At 71.6% G+C, this 17,803-nt stretch carries 17 protein-coding genes; 10 read left to right on the top strand and 7 right to left on the bottom strand.

The window, feature by feature from the left end:
• Positions 1-279: 279 nt before the first annotated feature.
• From I2501_RS28320 to I2501_RS28335, 4 genes are all read left to right on the top strand, one after another.
• Positions 280-1,557, top strand: coding sequence for a serine hydrolase domain-containing protein (locus tag I2501_RS28320; RefSeq protein ID WP_196197117.1), 1,278 nt, complete (start codon positions 280-282; stop codon positions 1,555-1,557).
• A gap of 117 nt (positions 1,558-1,674) precedes the next feature.
• On the top strand, positions 1,675-2,394 hold the full coding sequence (locus I2501_RS28325) for a hypothetical protein (protein WP_196197118.1): 720 nt from the start codon (positions 1,675-1,677) through the stop codon (positions 2,392-2,394).
• Between the two features lie 129 nt (positions 2,395-2,523).
• On the top strand, positions 2,524-2,979 hold the full coding sequence (locus I2501_RS28330; protein ID WP_196197119.1) for a flavodoxin family protein: 456 nt from the start codon (positions 2,524-2,526) through the stop codon (positions 2,977-2,979).
• Between the two features lie 31 nt (positions 2,980-3,010).
• Positions 3,011-3,496 (top strand): hypothetical protein, encoded by a 486-nt coding sequence (locus tag I2501_RS28335; RefSeq protein WP_196197120.1) that lies wholly within the window; start codon positions 3,011-3,013, stop codon positions 3,494-3,496.
• On the opposite strand, the gene I2501_RS28340 is transcribed toward I2501_RS28335, so the two are convergent.
• Positions 3,493-3,714 (bottom strand): hypothetical protein, encoded by a 222-nt coding sequence (locus tag I2501_RS28340; protein ID WP_196197121.1) that lies wholly within the window; start codon positions 3,712-3,714, stop codon positions 3,493-3,495. The genes I2501_RS28335 and I2501_RS28340 overlap by 4 nt on opposite strands.
• Positions 3,715-3,941: 227 nt before the next feature.
• Here I2501_RS28340 and I2501_RS28345 point away from each other — a divergent pair, with 227 nt between their 5' ends.
• From I2501_RS28345 to I2501_RS28355, 3 genes are all read left to right on the top strand, one after another.
• A complete protein-coding gene (locus I2501_RS28345) occupies positions 3,942-4,703 on the top strand; it encodes a cysteine hydrolase (RefSeq protein WP_328806693.1) in 762 nt (253 codons plus the stop codon).
• Positions 4,704-4,813: 110 nt separating this feature from the next.
• Entirely contained in the window at positions 4,814-5,797 is a 984-nt protein-coding gene (locus I2501_RS28350) for an ATP-binding cassette domain-containing protein (protein WP_196197122.1), read from the top strand.
• On the top strand, positions 5,794-6,555 hold the full coding sequence (locus I2501_RS28355; protein ID WP_196197123.1) for an ABC transporter permease: 762 nt from the start codon (positions 5,794-5,796) through the stop codon (positions 6,553-6,555). The genes I2501_RS28350 and I2501_RS28355 overlap by 4 nt, the downstream gene beginning before the upstream one ends.
• 2 nt (positions 6,556-6,557) lie before the next feature.
• Here I2501_RS28355 and I2501_RS28360 read toward each other — a convergent pair whose 3' ends face one another.
• Positions 6,558-9,854 carry an AfsR/SARP family transcriptional regulator gene (locus I2501_RS28360; RefSeq protein ID WP_196197124.1) on the bottom strand — a complete coding sequence of 1,099 codons (3,297 nt, stop codon included), beginning with the start codon at positions 9,852-9,854 and terminating at the stop codon, positions 6,558-6,560.
• Between the two features lie 104 nt (positions 9,855-9,958).
• On the opposite strand from I2501_RS28360, the gene I2501_RS28365 reads away from it, so the two are divergent.
• Both I2501_RS28365 and I2501_RS28370 read left to right on the top strand, forming a co-directional pair.
• Positions 9,959-10,789 carry a COG4705 family protein gene (locus tag I2501_RS28365; RefSeq protein ID WP_196197125.1) on the top strand — a complete coding sequence of 277 codons (831 nt, stop codon included), beginning with the start codon at positions 9,959-9,961 and terminating at the stop codon, positions 10,787-10,789.
• A 305-nt stretch (positions 10,790-11,094) separates the two neighbouring features.
• A complete protein-coding gene (locus I2501_RS28370) occupies positions 11,095-11,334 on the top strand; it encodes a dsRBD fold-containing protein (protein ID WP_196197126.1) in 240 nt (79 codons plus the stop codon).
• Between the two features lie 50 nt (positions 11,335-11,384).
• Here I2501_RS28370 and I2501_RS28375 read toward each other — a convergent pair whose 3' ends face one another.
• The 5 genes from I2501_RS28375 to I2501_RS28395 all read right to left on the bottom strand — a co-directional run bounded on the left by I2501_RS28375 (position 11,385) and on the right by I2501_RS28395 (position 16,073).
• Positions 11,385-12,038, bottom strand: a complete 654-nt coding sequence (locus tag I2501_RS28375) for an HAD family hydrolase (protein ID WP_328806694.1) — start codon at positions 12,036-12,038, stop codon at positions 11,385-11,387.
• Complete coding sequence (locus I2501_RS28380; RefSeq protein WP_196197127.1) at positions 12,035-12,877, bottom strand: enoyl-CoA hydratase-related protein; 843 nt, start codon at positions 12,875-12,877, stop codon at positions 12,035-12,037. Before I2501_RS28380 ends, I2501_RS28375 begins: the two co-directional genes overlap by 4 nt.
• Positions 12,878-12,907: 30 nt before the next feature.
• Entirely contained in the window at positions 12,908-14,182 is a 1,275-nt protein-coding gene (locus tag I2501_RS28385; RefSeq protein ID WP_196197128.1) for an acyl-CoA dehydrogenase family protein, read from the bottom strand.
• Positions 14,183-14,398: 216 nt separating this feature from the next.
• Positions 14,399-15,070, bottom strand: a complete 672-nt coding sequence (locus tag I2501_RS28390; protein WP_328806695.1) for a TetR/AcrR family transcriptional regulator — start codon at positions 15,068-15,070, stop codon at positions 14,399-14,401.
• 55 nt (positions 15,071-15,125) lie between these two features.
• Positions 15,126-16,073: an alpha/beta fold hydrolase gene (locus I2501_RS28395; protein WP_196197129.1), complete on the bottom strand. Its 948-nt coding sequence runs from the start codon at positions 16,071-16,073 to the stop codon at positions 15,126-15,128.
• A gap of 140 nt (positions 16,074-16,213) precedes the next feature.
• Here I2501_RS28395 and I2501_RS28400 point away from each other — a divergent pair, with 140 nt between their 5' ends.
• Positions 16,214-17,779, top strand: a complete 1,566-nt coding sequence (locus tag I2501_RS28400; protein WP_196197130.1) for an AMP-binding protein — start codon at positions 16,214-16,216, stop codon at positions 17,777-17,779.
• Positions 17,780-17,803: the final 24 nt, after the last annotated feature.

The raw sequence follows: 17,803 nt of genomic DNA on the forward strand, positions 1-17,803 counted from the left end.
TTCGTGTGGGGGGAACGCAAGGTAAGCCGACGTTGACATGCGGGTGGAGAGTGATGCAGGCGGCGCCGCACTGCACTGAGACATCGTCAATGTGGGCCTCGGGCCAGGTCACTGTCAAGGTCTGGACCAATATGAGGTCTGGACCACTGACCCGGACACGCCCACTGTCGGAGCAACCTGTCGGGCGAGCGGCATGACAGTCGTTTCATCGACTCAGCACCGACGCCGCTCAGGATCAGCCCGTCCGGAGAATCGATCGGGTGACCAAGGAAGGCGACCATGCCCCTCCGCTCAGTCTTCGCCCGTCCGACCTCCCCTCAACCGGCCTCCGCCCGCCGCCGTTTCGGCGCCCTGCTGGCCGCCGGAGCCACGCTGCTGCCGCTGACCCTGGCGACGCCCGCCCCGGCCTCGGCCCCGACGGCCCCGACGGATGCCTCAGCCCCGGCGCAGCAGCTCCGCAGCGCGCCGCCCTACGCCGCCACCCTGACGCCCGAGCTCATCGCCGAGCTGCAGCGGCTCCGCGTCCCCGGCGGTGTCGTCGCCGTCAGCACGCCCGGCTCGGGCACCTGGATCAAGTCCCTGGGCACCTCCGACCTCGCCACGGGACAGCCGATGAACCCGGGCGACCACTTCCGGATCGGCAGCATCACCAAGACCTTCACCGCGACCGTGATCCTCCAGCTGGTGCAGGAGCGTCTGCTGACGCTGGACGACAAGGTCTCCCGCTTCCGCCACGACGTCCCCGACGGACAGAACATCACGATCCGTCAACTGCTCAACATGACCAGCGGCCTCTACAACTACAGCGAGGACCTGGACTTCAACCGCGTGCTGGACCGCGCGCCGCAGACGCGGTGGACGCCGGACCAACTGCTGCGGATCGCGTTCCGGCACCACTCCTACTTCGACCCGGGCTGCGGCTTCCACTACTCGAACACCAACTACGTCCTGCTGGGTCTGATCATCGAGCAGCTGACCCACCGCCCGGTCGCCTACGAGTACCAGCAGCGAATCTTCCGCCCCCTCGGCATGACGGAGACCGGTATGCCGACCGGAACGGAGCTGCCCTCGTCCTACTCGCACGGCTACCAGGCCGTCTCCAATGTGGCGAGCCTGACCACGCCGATGCTGACGGGCAGGGACGCCGCGTGGGCGGACTGGTCCGCGGGCGTCCCCGAGGACGTCACCCACACCAGCCCGTCGTGGACCTGGGCGGCCGGCGAGGCCTACTCCGACGTCCACGACCTGCTGCGCTACGCGCCCGCCCTGGCCGAAGGGACGCTGCTCAGCCCCGAGCTGCAGCGCGAGCGGCTGACCTTCGTCCGGCCCTCCCCTGGCGGCCCCGGCTACGGCCTGGGCATTGTCGACTTCCTGGGTTTCCTGGGCCACGATGGCCAGATTCCGGGCTACAACAGCTTCGAGGCCTACGACCCGGCGCTCAAGGCCACCGTCGTCGTGCTGCTCGACCTCAACCAGTCCCCCGACGGCTCGGCCCCGGCGGACAAGATCGCCATGCTGGTCTTCAAGCAGCTGTTCCACCTGCCGACCAACCCCTGAGCCCGCCCGCGACACCCGCCCCGCGAGGGCACGCCCCGCCCGGCTCGGGTGGCGACCCGCAGACGGTGCGTCCACGCTGGACTGAGGTATGCGAACCGGACAGCACCGGGAGTGGGTATGCCGAAGGACGGTGAGGAACCGGGCCGCCGGAGCAGCCAGAGCCGCCGGGCCAAGATAGCGGCCCAGCAGGCGGCGGCCGCGCAGGCCGAGCGCCGACGGCGCCTGCTGATGATCGTGGGAGCGGTGATCGTGGTGGCCGCCGTCGTCGTGGTCATCGTGCTGAACTTCCCGAAGTCGTCGACCACGTCCACCCGGGGCCCGGAGGGCATCACGGTGGAGAGCGGCCCGGAGCTGGCCTCGATCAGCTCCGCCGCGACCGGCAAGACGGTGGACGGCATCTCCTGCGACGCCAGCGAGCAGGTCGCCTACCACATCCACACACACCTCGCGGTGTACGTGAACGGGCAGGCGCACTCCATCCCCTACGGCATCGGTGTGGTGCAACCCGTGCCGCAGGCCGCCAACGGCGGCACGTTCGTCTCGGCCAGCACCTGCTACTACTGGCTGCACACCCACGTCGCGGACGGCATCATCCACGTCGAGTCGCCCACCGAGGCCAAGTACACGCTGGGCCAGTTCTTCGACATCTGGGGCCAGCCCCTGTCGACGGACCAGGTGGGCCCGGCCAAGGGCACCGTCACCGCGTACGTCAACGGCAAGCAGTTCACGGGCAACCCGCGCGACATCACCCTCCAGCCGCACGAGGACATCCAACTGAACGTCGGTTCCCCCAACGTGCCGCCGCAGTCCGTGGACTGGTCCGGATCCGGGCTGTGACCCGTTCCTCCGCTCCGACCGGCGACCTTCGTCGACGATGTCACATCCCACGGCTCCGTCCTGTCCTCCTTTTCGAGCGCGGCCGACCGGCGGCGCCGAGCGGGAGTACGAAGAGCGAGGAGCCTCGTCATGAAGGCAGTCATCGTCTGCGCGTCCGTGTCCCACGGGAACACGAGGCGGATCGCCGAGGTCATGGGCACGGTGCTGTCGGCTCCGGTGGTCGAGCCCGAGGAGGTCGACCCGGCCGAGCTGGCCGGCTACGACCTGGTGGGGCTCGGCTCCGGGATCTTCTCCCAGCGGTTCCACCCGCGGCTGCGCCGGTTCGCCGAGGCGCTGCCGGAGGGTGGGAGCGGCGGCCGGGCGTTCGTGTTCGCCACCAGCGGCCTGCCGGAGCCGGGCTTCCGGCCGTTCAGCCGCCCGCTGGTGCGGCTGCTCGAACGGAAGGGCTTCGCGGTGGAGGACACCTTCTCCTGCCGCGGGTACGACACCTGGCTGCCCTTCAAGCTCGTCGGCGGCATCAACCGGACGCGACCCGACGGCGGCGACCTCGCGGCAGCACATGCGTTCGCCGAGGCACTACGGTGACGAATCCGTACACAGGCTCGTTGGGCACGGCGTGAAGAAGCTCGCCACCGTCGCGGCGCTGGCCGCCACCGTGCTCACGCTGACCGTCACCTCCGACGCCGTCGCAGCTCACCGGCCCGACGTCCCCACCCCGGTCGGCGCCGCCCCGACCGGCGCCGCCCCCGTGGCTGCCGTGGTGCTCACCAACCGCGACAGCGGCCGGACGGTGGACGTGGCCCCCGGCGACGTGATCGAGGTCCGCCTGACCGGTGCCCTGGGCGAGAACGACACCTGGGCGTGGAGCACGCCGAGGTCATCGTCCGCGACGGTGCTGGCGCAGTCGGTCGGGACCACCTCACCCGACGGCGACGCGGAGGCGCTGTTCCAGGCCACCGGACCGGGGACGGGCCGGATCACCGCGATCCGCAGGTGCGTTCCCGGCCCCGGCGCGATCTGCCCGTTCCTGGCCGTCCTGTGGGTGGTCGACGTGGACGTTCGCCAGGGAGCCGACGTTCACAGCGGAGCGGACGGCCGCTAGGAGGCCGCCGCGACCGGCACCGCGGGCACGTTCGTGGCCTGCTGCCAGGGCGTGCGCCGCACCAGACGGGTGAGCAGGTGCACCCGGTCCTCGCCCCACTGCGCGGCCTCGTGCCGCCGGTAGGCCTCGGCGTCGCCGTGGAACCTGCTGAACTCGACGACGTGGGGGCGACGTCCGGGGCGGTCCGTCCGCACGGCGTACTCGAAGAACTCATCCATCGCGTGCCCCTCCTGGCGTCCTGACGGCGGTGCCGGTCGCGTCTTCCCGGGTTTCCGGGTTTCCGGGTTTGCCGGGTGTATCTCAAACACCTTTAGGCGGGCTGGAGTTCACCGCAGGAGCCGCACGGCCCGCAGGCCGGTCGCCGGGTCGGTGACTACTTCGGGCGGATCCGGGAACCCAACACCCCGAGGGCGGTGCCGCGCCGTCGCGCGTCAGAGGAGGGCCCGTGACCGACTTCGACATCGACGCCTGTAACGACCACGCCCTGAACAGTCCGTGCTTCCCCGGCCAGGACGGCCGACAGACCGTGGAACCGCGCCTGCACCAGTGGCGGATCGACCCGTACGAGTACCGGCGGCACGAGCGCCGGCGCGGGCGTCGGCACGCGTTCACGCACCTCGACCCGGAGCGGACCGCGCTGGTGGTGGTCGACATGGTGCCGTTCTTCGACGGGTCCTACTTCCGCGGCGTCGTGCCCCAGGTGAACCGGCTCGCCGACGAGCTGCGCGAGGCGGGCGGCAGCGTGGTGTGGGTGCTGCCCGGCGAGGGCGGCGCGCTGCCGGTGCGCGAGGAGTTCTACGGCCCGCTCGTCGCCGAGAGATTCCGCACCTCCGGCGGCGCCGGGCCGCTGGCCGACCGGCTCTGGCCCGGCCTCGCGGTGGACGAGAAGCGCGACGTGCTGATGGAGAAGACGGCGACCAGCGCGCTCTTCCCCGGCAGCAGCGACCTCGGCGCGCTGCTGCGGCAGCGCGAGATCACCACCGTCGTCCTCTGCGGCACCGTCACCGGCGTCTGCGTGGAGGGCACCGCCCGCGACGCGGCCCAGCTGGGCTACCGCGTGATCATGGTCGCCGACGGCTGCGCGGGCGGCAACGACGAGGCCCACAACGCCAGCCTCCGCGTGGTCTACCGCAGCTTCGGCGACGTCCGCGCCATGGCCGAGGTCGTCGACCTGATCCACGACGGGGCGACCGCGCAGCGCCTCTGACCTGCGCCGATACCGCGAATCATGGTGTCGGCGCCGTGTCAGTGCCGCGTCGGCGGCCGTGTCAGCGGCGTGTCAGCGCGGTGTCAGGGCCGCTCGGGATCGTAGTCGGCATGAGGAACACGGTGATCGCAGCCTCGGGGCTGCAGAAGACGTACGGGGACAAGGTCGTTCTCGACGGCGTCGACTTCGACGTCGAGGCGGGATCGGTCTTCTCGATGCTCGGCCCGAACGGGGCCGGCAAGACGACGACGGTCAACATCCTGACGACGCTGATGAAGGCCGACGCGGGCACCGCGCGCGTCGCCGGGCACGACGTGGCGACCGCGACCAGGGAGGTGCGCAAGGTCATCGGCGTGACCGGCCAGTTCGCGGCCGTGGACGAGCTGCTGACGGGTCGTGAGAACCTGCGGATGATGGCGGACCTCAAGCGGATCCGCCCCGCCGAACAGGTCGTCGCGGGCCTGCTGGATCGGTTCGACCTGGTGGAGTCCGCCGACAAGATGGCGGCGACCTACTCCGGCGGCATGCGCCGCAAGCTGGACCTGGCGATGACGCTGGTCGGCAACCCGCAGATCATCTTCCTGGACGAGCCGACCACCGGACTCGACCCGCGCAGCCGACGCACCATGTGGGACATCGTCCGCGAGCTGGTGGCCGAGGGCACCACCATCTTCCTCACCACGCAGTACCTGGAGGAGGCCGACCAGCTGGCCGACCGGATCGCGGTGCTCGACCAGGGCCGGATCGTCGCCCAGGGCACGCCACTTGAGCTCAAGCGCCAGATCCCCGGCACCCACGTCCGGTTGCGGTTCGCCGACGCCGGGACGCTGGACGCCGCCGCGGGCTTCCTGCCCGGATCCACGCGGGACGAGCAGGAGTTGACGCTGCGCGTGCCCAGCGACGGCGGATCCCGGTCGCTGCGCGCCCTGTTGGACCGGCTCGACGAACACGCGGTCAACGCCGAGGAGTTCTCGGTGCACACCCCCGACCTGGACGACGTCTTCTTCGCCCTGACCGGCCGCGCCAGCAGCGCCGCCGCCACCGGCACCACCGACACCACCCACTCCAACTCCTCGGAGGCGATCGCACGATGAGCACGCTCTCGGTCTCGCTCGGCGACTCGGCGATCATGCTGCGCCGGAACTTCAAGCACACGGTCCGGAACCCCGCCACGGTCTTCCAGGCGGTCCTGTTCCCAGTCGTGATGATGTTCATGTTCGTCTACGTCTTCGGTGACGCCTTCAACGTCGGTGGCACGTACGTGGACTACGCGGTGCCAGGGCTGATCGTGATGGCCCTCTGCTACGGCATGGGTCCGACCGCGACGGCCGTGAACGACGACATGACGAAGGGCATCATCAACCGCTTCCGGGCGATGGACGTCTCCCACGGCGCGGTGCTGACCGGCCATGTCGTGGCGACGACGGTGCGCGGCCTGATCGCCGACGCGGTCATCGTCGGCGTCGGTTTCGCGATGGGGTTCCGCTCGGACGCGAGTGCGCTCGACTGGCTCGGCGTCGTCGCCCTGTCGCTGCTGCTCGGCTTCGCGGCCAGCTGGCTCACGGTCGCCATGGGCCTGGCTGCCAAGTCCCCCGAGTCGGCGGGGATGGGGACCGTGCCGCTGATCATGCTGCCGTTCCTCAGCAGCGCGTTCGTGCCCGCCGCCAAGATGGGCCCCGGCATCCGGCAGTTCGCGGAGTACCAGCCCTTCACCCCGATCATCGAGACGCTGCGCGGGCTGCTGACCGGCCACGCGGCGACCGGCGCGGCGGTCCAGGCCCTCGCCTGGTGCGTCGCACTGGCCCTCGTCGGATACCTGTGGGCGGTCTCCACCTTCAGGAAGCGGGCCTGACGTCAGCCGGCCAGCACCGCGTCGACCAACTGCGACCAGTCCGCCTGCTCCCCCGCACGAACCGCCTCGGCGAACTCCACTTCGCCGAGGCGGTTCTGTGCGCTCCGCTCGATCCGGGCCGCGTCCGGGTGCGTCAGGTCCGGAAGGCCACGTACGGCCACGCTCGCCCCGAGCAGTCGCGCGGCCTGCTCCGGCCGGTCGCGGCGCAGTGCGTAGTCCGCGACGCCGACGAGCACCTGGCCAATCAGCAGCGCGTGTCCGGCCTCGGCCGCCGCCGCGCAGGCCGCCACGCGGTGCGTCCGGGCCTCGTCGAGGTCGTCGACCAGGTAGCCGAGCGTGTCGTGCCGCAGCGCGCGGATCTGCACCAGCTCGGCGTCGTGGCCCAACAGCGCCATCGCGACGTCCAGTTGCCTGCGGGACTCCTCGGCAGCGCCGCTCCAGCGGGCCAACTCGGCTTTGGCGAGCACCAGTTCAGCGAGCGCGTTGGGCCAGGTCACTCGCTCCGCCCACCGCTGCGCCTCGGCGAGGGAGGCGGCGACGGACTCCTCCTCGCCCAGCAGCCAGTACAACTTCGCCTGGATCGACCGCAGCCGGATGAGGTCCTCGGTGGCGCCGAGCTCGGTGACGACGGCGATCGCCTGCTCGTGCAGCTCACACGCGGCGGCGAACTCCCCACGGGTGGCGATCCGTTCGGCCAGCTCGGACAGCGCGAACGAGATGCCGAACCGCTCACCGATGGCCCGGAACTCGGCGAGCGCCGCCTGAAGGTGCGTCTCCCCCTCCGGGCCGCCGTCGCCGAGCAGGATCCGGGTCTTGCCCAGATGCAGCCGGGCGAGGGCCCGCACCCACGGGTCGTCGTCCTGCAACAGCGGCTCCCACGCCGACAGCAGCTGGTCCGGTCCCTGCAACAGGCGTTCCATCGCGGCGACGAGCCCCAGCAGCGGGTAGCCGCCCCGGCCGCGCAGGCTCAACCGCGAGGCCTCGTGGATCCACTCCGCGGCCTCCTGCGCGTCGCCACGCCCGGAGCTGACGAAGAGCACGACCAGGCCGTACACCATGGCCCTGACCTCGTCGTCCACCTCGCCGGTCACCTGGCCTGGCGCTCCGGCAGGCGCACCTGCCGCAGCCGTGATCAGCTCCATGCCCTCGGTCCGGTGCCCGCTGAGCCACCAGTACCAGCCGGCTCCCGCCGCCAGTCGCATCGCTGCCTGCGCCTCACCGGCCGCGAGCGCGCCGCGCATCGCCGAGGCGATGTTGTCGTGTTCCGCCTCCAGGACGGCCAGCCACTCCAACTGCTCGGCGCGACGCAGATGCGGGTCCGCGGTCTCGGCGAGCTCGGTGACGTAGGCGAGGTGCGCCTGCCGCGCCGACTCCGCCTCGCCCGCCTCGGCGAGGCGATGCCCCGCGTACTCCTTGATCGTGCCGAGCATCCGGTAGCGCGGAACCGCGTCGCCCGCGGTGACCAGCAGCGACTTCTCGGTCAACGAGGTGAGCAGGTCCAGCACGTCGCTCTGCTCGACTCCCGCGCCGGGGCCCACCCCGCCGTCCGCGCAGACCTGTTCGGCCGCCTCCAGGCTCGCGCCGCCCGCGAAGACCGAGAGCCTGCGCAGCACCGTCCGCTCGGCGTCGGACAGCAGCTCCCAGCTCCAGTCGACCACCGCGCGCAGCGTCCGGTGGTGCGGGAGCGCGGTACGGCTGCCGCCGGTGAGCAGCCGGAACCGGTCGTCGAGCCGGTTGGCCAGCTGGTCGACGGTCATGGTGCGCAGCCGGGCCGCGGCCAGTTCGATGGCCAGCGGCATCCCGTCCAGCACCCGGCAGACGCGCGCCATCGTGGCCATGGTCGCCCGCGTCCGGGCGTCGGCAACACCATCGGCGGCGACGGGCAGGTCCCGACGCACCGCCCCGGCCCGGTCCTGCAACAGCCGGACGGCGGGCGAGGACGCGATCTCGGCCGCGCCCGCGTCAGCGCCCGGCAGGGACAGCGGCTCGACCGGGAACAGCGCCTCGCCGGTGATGCCGAGCGGTTCCCTGCTGGTCGCCAGGATCCGCAGGCGTCGGCACTCCCCCAGCACCCGGTGCGCGAAGACCGCGGCGGACTCGATCACGTGCTCGCAGTTGTCCAGGATCAGCAGCGCCTCGCGCTCACGGATCGCTGCAATCAGACGCTCCGTCAGATCCGCGGCGTTGGGCGTGTCACCGAGCAGGGTGTCGCGCAGGCCGAGCCCCAAGAGCGTCGCCTGCGCCACATCGCCGTCCGGGCCGATCGGCGCCAGCTCCACCAGCCAGGCACCGTCCGGCAGTTCGCCGAGCAGGGCGCGGCCGGTCTCCCCGGCCAGCCGGGTCTTGCCCGAACCGCCGGGCCCGATCAGGGTGGTGAGCCGGTGCGTGCCGACGAGCTCGCGGACCGCTGCGACGTCGGCGTCCTTGCCGACGTAACTGGTCAGCTCGGCACGGAGATTGGTCCTGCGGGTCTCCGGCTCTCCAGACGGGTGCGGCTCGCCGGACCGGTACGGCTCGCCGCGCGTCGTGCCACGCGACTCGCGCAGCTCCCCGCGCAACTCCCCGCGCAGCAGCGCGACATGGAGCGCGGACAGTTCCGGCGAGGGGTCGACGCCCAGCTCGTCGGCCAGCGCCTCCCGGGCGCGCTGGAACGCCTGAAGCGCCTCGCTGTCGCGTCCGGCCGCGACGAGCGCCCGCATCAGCGCGGCGACCAGCCGCTCGCGGACCGGGTGCGCGGCCACCAGGTCGCTCAGCTCGGTGACCAGCTCCGCGCCGCCTCCGAGGGCCACCTCCGCGTCCAGCCGCTCCTCGGCGGCGGTCAGGCGCAGCGCTTCCAGCCGGGCGACGACCGCGTCGAAGGCGGCGCTGTCCTGCAGTCCGACGTCCTGGAGGGCCGCGCCGCGCCACAGGTCGAGGGCCTCGCGCAGCAACGTCACGTGACGCGAACCGTCCTCGGTGCGGGCACGGCCCGCCGCCTGGGCCGCGCTGACCAGCCGCTCGAACCGCACGGCGTCGACGGCGTCGGGCGCCACCGTCAACCGGTACCCGTCCGGCTGCCCCTCGACCGCGCCGTCCGGCAGCACCTTCCGCAGTCGGGAGACGAGGCGCTGGAGCGCGTTCGTGGCGTCGGCGGGCGGGTGCTCACCCCAGATCCAGTCGACGAGGGTCGCCTTCGGCACCACGTGCCCCGGCGTGAGCGCGAGGGTGGCCAGCAGTCCCCGCAACCGCGCACCCGGCACGTCGGCCAGGCCGCCGTCGTCCGTGCGAACCTCCAGTGGACCCAGCATCCCGATCTGCACCCGCCGATTTTGCCACGGCCGGGGATCATGCCGGGAGCCGTGCGGAAGCGGGAACCGGGCGGGGCACTCACCCTACGTTTACGCTGGCCCCCTAAGGTGTGCGGATGACTTCTCCCGCTCGTCACGCCCGTTCGGGCACCGCTGCCGCCGGTGTCCAGGGCGCCGCTCTACGTGTCCCCGGGATCGTCGCCGCTTTCTGGATCGTCAAGGGACTGTCCACCGCCATGGGCGAGGCGACCTCGGACTACCTGGTCGGGGCCATGGTGCCGCAGATAGCGGTGCTGATCGGCTTCGTCGCGTTCCTGGTCGCGCTCGTGCTGCAGTTCCGGATGCGCCGCTACTGGGCGTGGACGTACTGGTTCGCCGTCGCCATGGTCGGCATCTTCGGCACCATGGCCGCCGATGTGATGCACGTCGCCCTCGGCGTCCCGTACACGCTCTCCAGTGCGCTCTACGCGGTGCTGCTCTTCCTGGTCTTCTTCGTGTGGAAGCGCACCGAGGGGACGCTGTCGATCCACAGCATCGACACCCCGCGCCGTGAGGCGTTCTACTGGGCGACGGTCGTGGCCACCTTCGCCATGGGAACCGCGCTGGGCGACTTCACCGCCTTCACCCTGCGCCTGGGGTACTTCACCTCGGCGGGCATCTTCGCGGCGCTGATCCTGATCCCGGCCGCCGGATACCGGTTCCTGAACTGGAACCCGGTGGCCTGCTTCTGGGCCGCCTACGTGATCACCCGCCCGCTCGGCGCCTCGCTCGCCGACGGCTTCGGCAAGCCCACCTCCACGGGCGGCCTCGGCTTCGGCGACGGCCCGGTGGCGCTGGTGCTCGTCGCGATGATCGTGATCGGCGTCGCGTACCTGGCCGTCACCAAGTCCGACGTCCAGAGCGCGCCGGAGCCCGAGCTGGAGCGGGAGCACGCCTCGGCGTACTGACGCACCCGACACGGGCAAACCTTTGGGGCTTCTCTCCGCACCGGCGGGGAGGAGCCCCTCGGCATGTGCCGCACGTTTTTTGTGGCCCCGGCGCGACGGGGGTGCGCGCCGGGGCCGCCCGCAGGCTGCTCAGCTCAGCCTCGTCGCCGACGGTAGGCAGCCGTCCATGAATCCGGCTGGACGTGCGCTCAAGCCCGTGCGGCGTCACCCGCCGTCGGTCGCGCGGCTGCGGGGATGCCGTTGCACGGGGCCGGGCGCAGGCTGGATAGGTGTACGGCGCACGGCTACGCCAGGAGGTGGGCGCCATGCAGACCATCGTCGGCTGGCACATCGAGATGGAGTTCGAAGAGGTCGACCGTAAGACCCGGGCCGCCGCCCTACTGAGGCTCCCCGACGGCACGGAGCTACGGGCGCGCGGTCATGCGACCCGGCACGAGAACGACCCGGAACAACTGCGCGTCGGCGAGGAGACCGCGGCGGCCCGCGCCCTCAACGCCCTCGCCAGCGAGCTGCTGATGAAGGCGGGCACGGACCTCAAGGAGTGACGCGGCTCAGGGAATGACGCGGCTCAAGGGGTAGCTCCAGGAGCAGCAGGTCAGGCCCACGCCTGCGGAAAGAGCCGCTGGAGGATCCCGACGGTCGCCGCGCTGTCCACGTGGTGCAGTCCGCGGATGCCCAGCCGTGCTGCCCCGTCGAGGTTCTGCACCAGGTCGTCGATGAGCACGCAGTCCTGCGACGCGACGCCCAGCCGCTCGCAGGCGATGGTGTAGATCCGGCGTCCCGGCTTGCGTTCGCCGACCTCGCTGGAGATCACCGCGACGTCGCAGAGCGCCGGGAGGTCCACGTCGCGGTAGAGGTCGTCGCCGAGCGCGTTGGAGACCAGCGCCACCGGCACGCCCGCAGCGTGCAGGCGACCGATCGCGTCCACCATCCGCGTGTCCGGCCGGATGTCCGCGCTGAGGGCGGCCAGCAGACCGTCGGGCGCGACGTCGGCTCCGCGCGCCCGCAACGCCTTGGCGAGCGCCTGCTCGAAGTCCGCCTGCGGCAGGCGTCCGCGTTCGTGCTCGACGAGGGCGCGGGAGACGTCCTCGTCCTCCCGGAAGAGCCGTTCGACCGTGTGCGGGTCGCCGGTGACGCGCGCGGAGTAGGCGCGGAACGAGACGAAGATGTCGGTGGTGAGCACCCCGCCGAAGTCCGTGAGCACGGCCTTGGGCGGCGGGGCGTCTGCGTCCATGAGAATTGACGTCACGTCAGCACCTTCGGGTCAACGGCCTTCGGTTCGAGCGGCGGGAAGGCCGGGGCGCGGTGTTCGAGGTAGCTGGCGACGCCCTCGCGCACGTCCGGGCGCTGGAAGCCCTCCAGCATCAGCGCGTCCGCCTCGGCGACGGAGGCGGCGAAGGTGCTGTCCAGGCTGTGCTGGAGCTGCTGCTTGATCACGCTCATCGACCAAGGGGAACAGTTCTGGGCCAGGTCAGTCGCGTAGGCGACTGCGGCGTCCAGCAGTTGGTCCGGCTCGGCGACGAAGTCCACCAGGCCCATCGCCAGGGCCTCCTGGCCGCGCACGACCCGGCTGGAGAGCAGCAGGTCCGTGGCCCGGCTGGTCCCGACCAGGCGTGGCAGCAGCCAGGCGACGCCGTACTCGGCGATCAGTCCGCGACGCGCGAACGCCGTGGTGAACTTGGCCTCGGGCGTGGCGAAGCGGATGTCGCAGTAGAGCGCCTGGACCAGACCGAGCCCGGCCGCCGCCCCGTTGACCGCGGCGATCAGCGGCTTGCGCAGCGTGAGCGGTCGCGTCCGGGGACGGGCGGCGGCACGGGCCGGGAACTGGGTGGCGAGCGTCTCGGCGTCCGCGTTACCGGCCGCCGCCAGGTCGTCGAGGTCCGCGCCGGCGCAGAAACCGCGTCCCGCGCCGGTGACGACCACGGCGCGGACGTCCAGGTCGGCCTCGGCCTCGTCGAGCAGGTCGAAGTACCGGCCCTCCAGGGCGTACGTCCAGGCGTTGAGCCGCTCCGGGCGGTTCAACGTCAGGACGAGGACCGCGCCGCGGCGCTCCGCGAGGACGGTGTCGGCGGTGGATGGTGTTCCCACAGGACTGCTCCTCCCCAGGACGGTTGGGACTCAGGCGTTCCGGGCTGCGGTGTCCCGAGCTGCGGTGTCCCGGGCTGCGGTGTCCCGGGCTGCGGTGTCCCGATACTTGGCCAGCTCCTGCTTGGCGATGGCCGCCTTGTGCACCTCGTCCGGGCCGTCCGCGATCCGCAGCGTGCGCAGGTGGGCGTAGGCGCTGGCGAGCGGGAAGTCGTCGGTGACCCCGGCGGCGCCGAAGACCTGGATGGCCCGGTCGACGATCTTGAGCGCGACGTTGGGCGCGGCCACCTTGATGGCGGCGATCTCGGTGCGGGCGGCCTTGTTGCCGACCGTGTCCATCATCCAGGCGGCCTTCAGGGTGAGCAGCCGGATCTGCTCGATGTCGATGCGCGCCTCGGCGATCCAGTCCTGGATGTTGCCGCGCTCGGCGATCGGCTTCCCGAAGGTGGTCCGCGACAGCGCGCGGCGGCAGAGCAGCTCCAACGCCCGCTCGGCCATGCCGATGGCGCGCATGCAGTGGTGGATCCGCCCCGGACCGAGCCGGGCCTGGCTGATCGCGAAGCCCTCGCCCTCGCCCTTGAGCACGTCAGTGAGCGGCACGCGGACGTTCTCGAAGGTGATCTCCGCGTGGCCCTCGCGGTCCTGGTAGCCGAAGACCGGCAGGCCGCGCAGGACGGTGACGCCGGGGGCGTCGATCGGGACGACCATCATCGACTGCTGGCGGTGTCGGTCCGCCGTCGGGTCGGTCTTGCCCATCACGATCATGACGGTGCAGTTGGAGTGCAGGGCGTTGGAAGCGAACCACTTGCGGCCGTTGAGGACGTAGTGGTCGCCGTCGCGCTCCATCCGCAGCTCGATGTTGGTGGCGTCGGAGCTGGCGACGGCCGGCTCGGTCATCGCGAAGGCGGAGCGGATGGTGCCGTCCAGCAGCGGGCGGAGGTACTTCTCCTGGTGCTCCTCGGTACCGAAGAGCGTCAGCACCTCCATGTTGCCGGTGTCGGGCGCGGCGCAGTTGGTCGCCTCGGGCGCGAGGTGGGCGCTGCGGCCCATGATCTCGGCGAGCGGCGCGTACTCCAGGTTGGTCAGGCCCGCGCCCCACTTCGGGTCCGGGTGGAAGAGGTTCCAGAGCCCGCGGCGGCGGGCCTCGGCCTTGAGGTCCTCCAGCACCTGCGGCTGCGCGTGCGGGTCGCCCGCGGCGCGCATCTGCTCCTCGTAGACGGCCTCGGCGGGGTAGACGTGCGTGTCCATGAAGTCCAGCAGCTCGGCCTGGTACTTCTGGGCGCGTTCCGACAGCTCGAACAGGGACATCGGTGGACTCCTGCCAGGAGGTTCGGCGTGTGCCTCCCTGTATAGTTGAATCCAACGTCAAGTTCAAGTAATCGCCGACGCCGGCCGCCCCGGCCGTCGACCCCGGCCGTCGACCCCGGCCGTCGGGACAGCGAGAAGGGGCCTGACGGACAGACCGTCAGACCCCTGGCACGCTCGGCACGGCTACTGCCGGCCGTTACGACTACTCCTCCGCGCCTACTCCGCCTGCTCCGGCCCGTGGCCGCCCGGCTCGCGCAGTTGCAGGCCGTTGAACCAGATCTGGTTGAGCGTGGTCACCAACCGCTCGAACGCGATGCGCTGCTCCAGCACGAAGACCATGTAGGCCATCCGGCTCACCATGTGCGACAGCGCGTGCGCGGTCACCAGCGGGTCGAGGCTCGGGTCGGCCTCGCCGCGCTCCTGGAGCTGCTGGATCAGCTTGGCGTTGCGCTGCGCGAAGGCGTTGCCGCGCTTGATCCTCAGCGCGCGGAAGGTCGGGTCGATCTGCGCGACCTGCTCGAACAGGGCCATCAGGCGGGCGTTCTGCTTGTACGAGCGCAGGTACTCGCGGTTCGAGGCGTCGATCAGCTCGCGGGCGTCGGTGATCCCGGTGCGCTCGCGGAGGTGCGGGTGGAGCATCTCCTCCTGCACCTGCTCGACGACGGCGGCGAAGATCTCTTCCTTGTTGGTGAAGTACGTGTAGAAGGAGCCGGAGGCGACGCCGGCGGCCTTGGAGATGTCGGTGATCCGCGCGTCCAGGTAGCCGTCGCGCTCGAAGACCTCGCGGGCGCCCGCGACGAGGGCGCTCCGGGTCCGCTCGCCGCGCGCGCTGCGCGGGGCGACGATCCGCGCGTGCGAGCCCTCGTCGGTCGGGACCTGGCCTGCCACAAGCGTCCCTTCGACGTGCTTCGCGTTTCTGCCAGGGATGATAGCAATCGGCCCCTCAGAGAGCGCCCAGGAAGCCCAGCAACGCCGCGTTGACCTCCTCGGGCCGCTCCTGCTGGATCCAGTGGCCCGCGCCGTCCAGCACGAGCTGGCCGCGCTGGTCGGTGAGGACGCGGTCCAGTCCCTCGGTGGCGCTGAACTTCGCCACCGGGTCGCGGGAGCCGATCGCGAAGAACGACGGCTGGTCGACGGTGCGGCCGTCCAGCGACTCCATCAGCCGCCAGTTGCGGTCGATGTTCCGGTAGTAGTTGAGGCCCCCGGTGAACCCGGTCTCCTCGAACGTCCGGATGTAGACCTCGAGTTCGTCCTCGTCGAACCAGTCAGGACGCGGCTCTGCCGGTTCGTCGCGGGCCGCCCACGCGGCCGTGGGCGCGCGGCGCGACAGCAGGGTGCGCCGCACGTCGGCCCGGAGCGCCGTCTCCGGCTCCGCCGTCTGGAACCAGTTGATGTAGAAGTCGTCGCCCATCCGCGACCGCAGGATCGACAGCGGCGCGACGGGCGCTCGCGGCGCGGGCGGGACGCTCAGCCCGGCCACGGCGCGCACCCGCTCCGGGTGCAGCAGGGCCAGGTGCCAGACGACGGCCGCGCCCCAGTCGTGGCCGACGAAGACGGCGTCGGCGAGACCGAGCGCGTCGAGCAGCCCGGTCAGGTCGGCACAGAGGGTGACCATGTCGTAGGCGGCGGGATCGGCGGGCCGGGAGCTGCCGCCGTAGCCGCGCATGTCGGGCACGATCACGCGGTGACCGGCGTCGGCGAGCGCGCCGACCTGGTGGCGCCAGGAGAACGCCAGCTCGGGGAAGCCGTGGCAGAGCACGACGGGCGGGCGGTCCGCTGCGGTCCGGTGGGTCTCTGCGGTGTCGAAGACGCGGAGCTCGATGCCGTTGGTGGCGATCTGGCGCACGGCCAGCTTCTCCCACGCGGCGAGTGCGCTGCTGTCGGTGGCCATGGCACCGAGGCTAGTCAAACTTGACGTCGGATTCAATATCTGCCGCGACGGGCCCACCTGCCGCCGCCCGGGATATTGAACTCGACGTTGGATTCATCTATACCGGGGTCAGCCTCGGACCACCCTCCGGAAGGGAACCCATGTCGAACGCCGCGCAACCCGTCTGGGACCACGCCGAGTCCGCCCCGCAACGCACCGCCCTGCACGGCACCGCCGGTCAGAGCTGGTCCTACGCCGCCCTGCGCGACCACGCCAGCACCGTCGCGGCACGCCTGCGCGCGGCCGGGATCGGGGCCGGGGAGCGGGTGCTGCTGATCGCCCCGTCGGTGCCCGAGTTCGTGGCGGCCTACTACGGCGTGCTGTCGATCGGGGCGATCGCGGTCACCGCCAACACCATGGCCCCCGCACCGGAGCTGGAGTACATCGGCACGGACGCCGGGATCTCCCTGGTCATCGGCTGGCACGCGGTCTCCCCCGCGCCCGCGGTGGCAGCCGCGGCCGTCGGCGTGCCGTACTGGGAGCTCCAGCGGGAGTTGGCGGGCCTGACCGCCGAGGACCTGACCGCCGAGGGCCTGGCCACCGACGAGGTCACCGCGGTTGCTCCCGTCCCGGCCCCCGCCGACGCCGACACGGACGACACCGCGGCCATCCTCTACACCTCCGGCACCACCGGCCGCCCCAAGGGCGCGATGCTCACGCACGGCAACCTGCACGCCTGCGCGTCCATCTACCAGCGGATCCACCGTCTCGGCCCCGACGACCGCGCGGGCATCGCACTGCCGCTCTTCCACGTCTACGGCCAGGCCTGCATCCTCGCCACCACCATGCGCGTCGGCGCGTCCCTGTCGCTGCTCCCCCGCTTCGACCCGCACGAGATGCTGGCCGTGATCCGCGACCGGCGGCTCACCACGACGGCGGGCGTGCCGACGATGTGGAACGCCCTGCTGCACGCCGCGGGCGACGCCGACCCCGCCGACTTCGCCTCGCTCCGGCTCGCCTCCTCCGGCGGGGCCTCGCTGCCGGGCGAGATCAAGCGGGCCTTCGAGGAGCGCTTCGGCTGCACCATCCTGGAGGGCTACGGCCTGACCGAGACCACCGGCTCCGCCACCGTCCAGGTCGCCGGTCGCCCCGTCGCGGTCGGGTCGGTCGGCGCGCCGATCCCCGACTGCGAGATCGCCGTCCGCTCGCTGGACGGGGCCGAGCTGGCGCCGGGCGAGATCGGCGAGGTGCATGTGCGCGGTCCGGTGGTGATGAAGGGCTACTGGGGCCGTCCCGAGGCCACCGCCGAGGTGCTGCACGACGGTTGGCTCGCCACCGGCGACCTGGGCCGGATCGACGACGCCGGAGAGCTCCACATCGTGGACCGCAAGAAGGAGTTGGTGATCCGCGGCGGCTACAACGTCTACCCGCGCGAGGTCGAGGAGGTCCTCTACGAGCACCCCGACGTCGTCGAGGCGGCCGTGATCGGCGTCCCTGACGCGCACTACGGCGAGGAGGTCGCCGCCGCGATCGCCCTGCGTCCCGGCGCGTCCCCGGACGCGGCGGCTCTGCGCGCCTGGGCCAAGGAGCGGCTGTCCGCGTACAAGGTCCCGCACCTGGTCGCCTTCGTCGACACGCTGCCCAAGGGTGCGACGGGCAAGATCCTCAAGCGGGCCATCGACCGCTCCCTCTTCGAGAGTTCGACGACCGACAGCACCGCGGGCTGACCTCCTGAGCTGCCGATCCACGCT

Origin of the sequence: Streptacidiphilus fuscans (assembly GCF_015690355.1) — a bacterium.
Taxonomy (GTDB): Bacteria; Actinomycetota; Actinomycetes; order Streptomycetales; family Streptomycetaceae; genus Streptacidiphilus; species Streptacidiphilus fuscans.

Coding starts and splice junctions, on each gene's coding strand:
- I2501_RS28320 (WP_196197117.1), top strand. CDS start 280: ATGCCCCTCCGCTCAGTCTTCGCCCGTCCGACCTCCCCTCAACCGGCC.
- I2501_RS28325 (WP_196197118.1), top strand. CDS start 1,675: ATGCCGAAGGACGGTGAGGAACCGGGCCGCCGGAGCAGCCAGAGCCGC.
- I2501_RS28330 (WP_196197119.1), top strand. CDS start 2,524: ATGAAGGCAGTCATCGTCTGCGCGTCCGTGTCCCACGGGAACACGAGG.
- I2501_RS28340 (WP_196197121.1), bottom strand. CDS start 3,714: ATGGATGAGTTCTTCGAGTACGCCGTGCGGACGGACCGCCCCGGACGT.
- I2501_RS28350 (WP_196197122.1), top strand. CDS start 4,814: ATGAGGAACACGGTGATCGCAGCCTCGGGGCTGCAGAAGACGTACGGG.
- I2501_RS28355 (WP_196197123.1), top strand. CDS start 5,794: ATGAGCACGCTCTCGGTCTCGCTCGGCGACTCGGCGATCATGCTGCGC.
- I2501_RS28365 (WP_196197125.1), top strand. CDS start 9,959: ATGACTTCTCCCGCTCGTCACGCCCGTTCGGGCACCGCTGCCGCCGGT.
- I2501_RS28370 (WP_196197126.1), top strand. CDS start 11,095: ATGCAGACCATCGTCGGCTGGCACATCGAGATGGAGTTCGAAGAGGTC.
- I2501_RS28385 (WP_196197128.1), bottom strand. CDS start 14,182: ATGTCCCTGTTCGAGCTGTCGGAACGCGCCCAGAAGTACCAGGCCGAG.
- I2501_RS28395 (WP_196197129.1), bottom strand. CDS start 16,073: ATGGCCACCGACAGCAGCGCACTCGCCGCGTGGGAGAAGCTGGCCGTG.
- I2501_RS28400 (WP_196197130.1), top strand. CDS start 16,214: ATGTCGAACGCCGCGCAACCCGTCTGGGACCACGCCGAGTCCGCCCCG.